This window comes from Streptomyces sp. HSW2009, from assembly GCF_040240285.1.
In the GTDB taxonomy this organism is placed as follows: domain Bacteria; phylum Actinomycetota; class Actinomycetes; order Streptomycetales; family Streptomycetaceae; genus Streptomyces.
Map to the genome: position 1 here is coordinate 1 of NZ_JBEHZD010000557.1, position 4,851 is coordinate 4,851.

The window sequence follows — 4,851 nt, forward strand, 5'->3', positions numbered from 1 at the left end:
CGTTTGCGTTTCATCACCGCTTTGGGTTTCCGGCGGGGGGCGTTTGTTCGGGGGGGGGGGGGCCGCTGCCCGGCCGAGCCGCCGGTGACGATCGCCATCGGGCGCTCGGTGTCGGTCCCGGTCTCGGTCACTGGGTCGTCCTTCCCCTTCTGGGCGGTGGGTGGGGCCGCGGCGTCAGCCGCAGCCGCCCGCGGTGTCGTGGTCCATGGCGCCGTGGCGCTCGATCAGCTCGGCGGGGATGTCCGCCAGCGGGTCGGGGCCCCACTCGGCGTCCACCAGCGGGTAGTTCTCGGTCTGCTGCTCGGGGCTAGCGGTGGTGGTCATCACGCACTCCTTCACGCCTTGGCGGCGGCCGTGGCCAGCGCCTCTTCGAGGGTGGTAACGAAGTCGTCCAGCCGGTCCAGGCCCCAGAAGCGGTGCCGGCCGACCTTGAAGTACGGGACGCCGAAAACGTCGTCCTCGTACACCCGCATCAGGGCCTGCACGCCCGCCTCGCGGATGTGCGGCTCGTCGGGCGCGCCGACCAGGGCGTCGGCGTCAAGACCCGCCTCGGTGCACACCCGGTGCAGGGTCTCGCGGTTGCAGATGTCCTCGCCGCGCTCCCAGCGGGCGGCCATCGCCGCGGTGTAGTACGCGCGGTGCACGCCCAGCTCCTTGGCCTTGATCCAGGCCAGGTGCGGCAGCTCCCACCACTCGTCGCCCTTGTCGATCGGCCACTTCATGGCGTAGCCGAACTTCTGCGACAGGCGCTTGGTGTCGTTGAGGATGTAGAGGTGCTTGGCCTTGCTCATGGCCACGTAGTGGAACTCGCCACCCTGCTCTTCGAGTGCGGCGCTGCTGATCGCGTCCGGCTCGAAGAACGGGATGTACTCGATGATGTCCTGCGCGTTCGGGAAGCGCTCTTCGAGCTGCCGGACGGCCATCCAACTGAACGGCGAGCGGAGCGAGAAGTACAGGCGCGGCGGCTTCCTCATGCGGCACCCCCGAGCAGGGTCTGCTGGGTGGCCTCGTCCAGGACGGCGACGGTGCCGGCGTTCTCGCCGCGGCTGATCGCGTAACCGTGCATGATCGTGCCGGTGGCGGCCAGCTCCAGGCTGTCGCCGCGGCGCACGTAGCAGTCCATGCGGGCGGTGTACATGGTGTCCTTGAGGATGTCCTCGACCTTGAAGACGGTGTGCACCGTCTCCTCCATGTAGATGTCGGAGACCATCTGCACCCGGGCCCGGGAGACCACCGGAATCCAGCCGCGCTCGTCCAGCAGCTTGCCGACGGCGAGCCCCCGGTCGGCCAGGAAGCGGTCGACGACCTCTTCCAGGGTCCTGATGTACGCGGAGTGCTGGAGCCGGTCGGAGAAGTGGCAGTAGTAGTACGGCGCGCGCCAGTCCCACAGGTAGGCGCCGGAGCCCTCGGGGGCCAGCACGTCGGCGACGCTGGAGCCGGCCGGGATCGGCAGGGTGGCCTTGGCCGAGTTGGTCAGCGCGGACACGTCCGGGACCACGTACGGCTCCAGGACCGCCGGCACCGGCTCGCTGCCCGAGCCGTCCTTGACGGCGACCAGCGCGACCCGGACCTTGCCCTTGAGGGTGGTGACGGTCTCGCCCTCGCGCTCGACGGTGAGCGTCACGTTGAACGGCGCGCCCTGGCCCGGCTTGGGCTTGGCGGAGACGACGGTGGCGTACACCTGCTCCTCGGCCTCCAGGGCCACCGGGAGCTGCACCGAGGAGTCGACGACCTCCAGGCCGAGGCCGTAGCGGTGGTAGATGTCGCGGGCACCGACGCCGCGGTCGCGGAAGTACTGCAACACCCCCTCTTCGACCAGGTACATGAAGTGCTTGAAACCGATCCAGGTGCGGATGTTGGCGCCCTCGTAGCGCGGTGATCCGACGTAGCTGGTCGGCTGACCGTCGAGCAGTTCGGTCACGGTTGTTCCTCCTTCGGGAGATTCGGCGGCTGACCGGGGGGCGCGGAGGAAGGCGATGGTCTCCGCGCTCATCTCCTCGGTCTGCTCCATGTGGCAGAAGTGGCCGTAGTTCGGCTTGACGCGCAGCGTCGCGGCGGGCATGGCCCGGTCGAGCGCGGCGGCGCGCATCGGCGTCATGCCCTCGTCGCCCCGGCCGACCAGGACGAGCGTGGGCACGGTGATGCGGGACAGGTCGTGGTGGCCCGAGGCTTCGAACGCGTCGTAGAAGACGGGGAACCCGGCGGGCACGGCCCGGCCCAGCAGCTTGTGCTCCATGAGGGAGAGCACCTCGGGGTCCATCCGCCCGGCCTTGCTGCCCAGCGACACCCGCAGCCCGTCCACCAGGACGCGGCGGAACGCGGCCAGCGAGCGCAGCCGCAGCGGCTCGGACAGCGGGAAGTCGGCGGGCCGGTAGAAGGGCGCGACCAGCAGCACCGCGTCCAGCTCCGGATCGCCCTCAAGGGTGGACAGGTGCTCCAGGATGGCGTTGGCGCCGAAGGAGTGTCCCACCAGGACCTTGGGCTGCTCGGGTACGAGCGCCAGCGCCCGCCGCAGCCAGTCCGCCGGCCCGCCGCCGGCCGGCCAGGTGTAGTCGTTGCCGCCGTGCCAGGGCAGTTGCAGGGCGTACGGGGTGTAGCCGGGGACCTTGCCGGTCAGCTCGCGCCAGTTCTTCCAGGAGTCCTCGATGCCGTGCGCGGCCACCAGCGCCGGGCCCTCGCCCGGGCCGCGCCACACCTGGAGCGGCCCGTCCGATGCGATGAGGGTCCAGCCGGCGGTCCCCCGGCTCACGACGCGCTCCCCGCGCCGACCGGCGTGCGGTCCGCTGCGGCGCGGCCGACGGACACCGTCAGATAGCCGTCGTCGGCGTCGCCGCAGCCCACCGTGTACGACGGCGTTGCGGCCGGGTCGGCAGCGGCGTTGAGGGTCGCCGCCGCCACGGCCAGCCGCACGACGCCGGCGGCGCCGTAGAACTCGCCGCCCGCCGCGTCGGCCAGGGCCGGCGCCGCAGCCTCGGGCCGCTCCGCACTCCGTACCACCGGGCCGCAGGCGATGCCGGTCTCCCACGGCCAGGCGCCGGGCCGGCCGAGCAGCACGACGCCCGCGCCGCCGCCCAGTGCGCCGCTCTCGCCGGTGCGCAGCCCGGACAGGGCGCTGGCGATCGGGTCGGCGGGCTCCACGCCCACCACCACGGCCCGCGCCGCGCGCCCGCCGATGATCAGCCGCCGGGCCAGCCGGACGGCGGCGCGCCCGGCGGGGGCGCCGGAGCAGACGGCCAGGTTGGGGCCGTTGAAGCCGTACTTGATGGCCAGCGAGGAGGCGATGACGTTGCTGGAGGCGTTGGGCGCGTCCAGCGGGCTGACCGCGGTGCCGCCGCGCTCGCGCATGTCGTCCAGGACCGTGCACACCGTCTCGACGTTGCCGAGGTTGGAGGCGACGACGACGGCGGTGCCCGGCGCGTACGGCAGCGGCTCGGCCAGCTTGCCCGGGGGCAGCCCGAGCGCCCGGTGCACGGCGCACAGCGCCAACCGGGTCGAGGGCTCCTTGCCGAGCAGGCCCTTGCGGCCCAGCACGTCCTTGGCGTCATCGGGCGTGCACGCCGGCTCGTCGGGCGAGCCCGGCAGGTCCGCCGCGGTCAGCCCGGGTACGTGTACGGCCCAGGCGGCGACGGCCAGCGGCTCGTCCGCCTTACGGGTCTCAGACATCGACGGCCTCCACGATGGTGACGGCGTTCACGCCGCCGAAGCCGAACGCGTTGATCTGCGCCACCTTGGGCCGGGCCGCCAGCGGCTCGCCGACCACCAGGGACAGCGGCTTGGCCTCGGGGATCGCGGTGCGCAGGCCGGTGACGGCCGGCACGGTGCCGGTGCGCATGGCCCGGCAGGCCACCAGCACGCTCATCAGCGCGGCGCCGCCCGAGGTGTGGCCGATCGCGCCCTTGATGCCGGTGACCACGGGCGCCTGCTCGGTGGGCAGGTCGCCGAAGATCTCGGCCAGCGCGGTCGCCTCGGTCGGGTCGTTGAGTGCGGTGGAGGTGCCGTGCGCCACCACCAGGTCCACGTCCGCGGGCGTGATGCCGGCCCGCTGGTGGGCGTCGCGCATGGTGGCGACGATGCCGTTCGGGTCGGGCGCGGTCTCGTGGAACGCGTCGCAGCCGATGCCGACGGCCCTGATGTGCCCGAACGCCGGCTTGTCGGAGGGGAGTTCGAGGACGACGGCCGCGGCGCCCTCGCCGAGCAGCACCCCGTCCCGGTCCTGATCGAAGGGCCGCACGGTGTCGGCCGTCGTCGTACCGACCCGGCCGATCATGGTGAGCATCGACTCGGTCATGGTGTCGCAGCCGGCCACCACCACCGCGTCGGCCTCTTCCAGGTCGAGCAGGTCGGCGGCGAGCGCCAGCGCGTAACCGGAGGCGGCGCAGGCGTTGGCGAGGGTGTGCACCTCGGTCACGGCGGGCGCCACCGACCGCACGGCCTCGTTGAAGTGGAGTTGGGCCAGGCGCAGCGCGGCGCCGTCGCCGTGCCACTCCTCCACGGCGCGCAGCTCCCGCAGGCCGGTGCCGACCAGCACCGCGACCCGGCGCTCGGCCGGGTCCACGCCGGCCTCGGCCAGCGCACCGGCGACGGCGCTGGCCAGCCACCGGCCGGCCAGCCGCACCTGCTCGCCGACCCCGTACGCGTCCTGCGCCGCGCCCTGCACACCACCGCCGGCGCCGGTGAGGGCGGGGGGGGGGGCGGCGCGGTAGCCATCCTCGGTCGCGGCTTCGATGCCGTAGCCGTGGGTGACGTTCAGCTTGGCGGGGTCGCCGATGCGCCCCCGGGGGGGCCCCCGGGGGCCGGGTCATTTAAACCAATGGCGCGGGCGCCCCTAAACCCTGTGGTGGTATCGGGGGG

At 73.1% G+C, this 4,851-nt stretch carries 5 protein-coding genes; all 5 read right to left on the reverse strand.

The annotated features are described in order from the left end of the window. Window positions 1-174: 174 nt before the first annotated feature. Genes AAHZ94_RS28480 through AAHZ94_RS28500 form a run of 5 tightly spaced genes read right to left on the reverse strand, consistent with a single transcriptional unit; the run spans window position 175 to window position 4,657 of the window. Window positions 175-324: a hypothetical protein gene (locus tag AAHZ94_RS28480; RefSeq protein ID WP_349996447.1), complete on the reverse strand. Its 150-nt coding sequence runs from the start codon at window positions 322-324 to the stop codon at window positions 175-177. Between the two features lie 11 nt (window positions 325-335). Continuing rightward, the gene (locus AAHZ94_RS28485) at window positions 336-974 is read right to left on the reverse strand and encodes a 2-hydroxychromene-2-carboxylate isomerase (RefSeq protein WP_349996448.1); all 639 of its coding nucleotides are present in this window, start codon (window positions 972-974) and stop codon (window positions 336-338) included. Further along, the gene (locus AAHZ94_RS28490; protein WP_349996450.1) at window positions 971-2,749 is read right to left on the reverse strand and encodes an alpha/beta fold hydrolase; all 1,779 of its coding nucleotides are present in this window, start codon (window positions 2,747-2,749) and stop codon (window positions 971-973) included. Before AAHZ94_RS28490 ends, AAHZ94_RS28485 begins: the two co-directional genes overlap by 4 nt. After that, window positions 2,746-3,663: a beta-ketoacyl synthase N-terminal-like domain-containing protein gene (locus tag AAHZ94_RS28495; RefSeq protein ID WP_349996452.1), complete on the reverse strand. Its 918-nt coding sequence runs from the start codon at window positions 3,661-3,663 to the stop codon at window positions 2,746-2,748. Before AAHZ94_RS28495 ends, AAHZ94_RS28490 begins: the two co-directional genes overlap by 4 nt. Then, window positions 3,656-4,657 (reverse strand): beta-ketoacyl synthase N-terminal-like domain-containing protein, encoded by a 1,002-nt coding sequence (locus AAHZ94_RS28500; protein WP_349996453.1) that lies wholly within the window; start codon window positions 4,655-4,657, stop codon window positions 3,656-3,658. The genes AAHZ94_RS28495 and AAHZ94_RS28500 overlap by 8 nt, the downstream gene beginning before the upstream one ends. Between the last annotated feature and the right edge of the window lie 194 nt (window positions 4,658-4,851).